Origin of the sequence: Burkholderia sp. IO2 (genome assembly GCF_029522185.1) — a bacterium.
GTDB lineage: Bacteria > Pseudomonadota > Gammaproteobacteria > Burkholderiales > Burkholderiaceae > Burkholderia > Burkholderia cenocepacia.
Genome location: NZ_JAKWFH010000143.1, coordinates 1 through 1,187, shown reverse-complemented (window position 1 = coordinate 1,187; position 1,187 = coordinate 1). Strand labels below are relative to the sequence as shown.

The window sequence follows — 1,187 nt, the reverse complement described above, 5'->3', positions numbered from 1 at the left end:
TGTCTCCTTATATCTTCGATTTGCTTCAAACTTCAGTGGTGGCGCGCCGTTTGGCGCGCTGCTTTGCCGGTTGGCGGCTACGGCACAGCTTGTGTCTCCTGCGAGCCGTTAAGCTCGAATCACAGCTCAAGGCGTGTCGTGGCTGCCTCGTTTAACGCCATCCCGAATGGTTGATTGATCTCATTTCGCATCTATAAGGCTGGGAGCCGATGAACATGAGCCAACCGGTTTTCGTAGGTATCGATGTCGCCAAGGACAGTGTCGAAGTCTGCTGCTCGGACACCTCGACGCATGCGTTCGAGAACACTGAAGCCGGGCACGCGAAGCTGTTGCGCTGGCTCAGGCGCAAGACCGTTACGTTGGTCATACTTGAAGCCACGGGCGGCTACGAACGGGCCTGCGCGGTAGCGCTGGCCGGCGCCGGGTTGCCCGTGTCCGTCATCAATCCCCGCCAAGCGCGCGATTTCGCTCGAGCCATGGGGCGGCTGGCCAAGACCGATCGCCTTGATGCACGGGCATTGGCCGAGTTTGCCGCCGTGTTGCATGCCCAGGGACATCAACCACGTGCGCTGGCCAGTCAGGAGCAGCGTGAACTCGTCGCACTTGTCGCGCGACGGCGCCAGCTCGTTGCCATGCTCGTCTCCGAGCGGCAGCGTCTGGCCGTCGCTCACGAGCGCGCCCGTGCAAGTATCGAAGCCATGATCGAGGCCTTGCTCGCTCAGTTGGCCGACATCGATAACGACATACAGCGCGTTCTTCAGGAGCGCTATGCCGATCTGTCGGCTTTGCTGCAATCGGTCAAGGGCGTCGGCCCGACCACCGCCAGCACGCTCATCGCGGAATTGCCCGAACTCGGACACCTCACTCGCAAGCAGATCACCAGTCTTGCGGGACTGGCGCCCATCAATCGCGATTCGGGCACCCTGCGTGGGCAGCGTCATATCTTTGGCGGCCGTGCCAGCGTGCGACGCGTACTCTACGTCGCCGCGCTGGTCGCCACGCGCTTCAATCCACTCATTCGCGCCTGCTATCTGAGACTCGTCGCCGCCGGCAAACCCAAGAAGGTCGCCCTCGTCGCATGCATGCGCAAGCTGCTCATCACGCTCAACGCCATCGCTCGCACTGGCGAGCGTTGGCAGCCGGATTTCAATTGCGCATGACATGGGCTGTCTCAAGATGGTTGCTGT

At 61.6% G+C, this 1,187-nt stretch carries 1 protein-coding gene; it reads left to right on the top strand.

The window, feature by feature from the left end; translation table 11 throughout:
- Positions 1-215: 215 nt before the first annotated feature.
- Positions 216-1,160, top strand: a complete 945-nt coding sequence (locus tag MMB92_RS35185; protein WP_062884729.1) for an IS110 family transposase — start codon at positions 216-218, stop codon at positions 1,158-1,160.
- Positions 1,161-1,187 lie beyond the last annotated feature (27 nt).

Excerpts from the sequence above, each read along its gene's own strand:
- MMB92_RS35185 (WP_062884729.1), top strand. The coding sequence starts at position 216 with ATGAGCCAACCGGTTTTCGTAGGTATCGATGTCGCCAAGGACAGTGTC.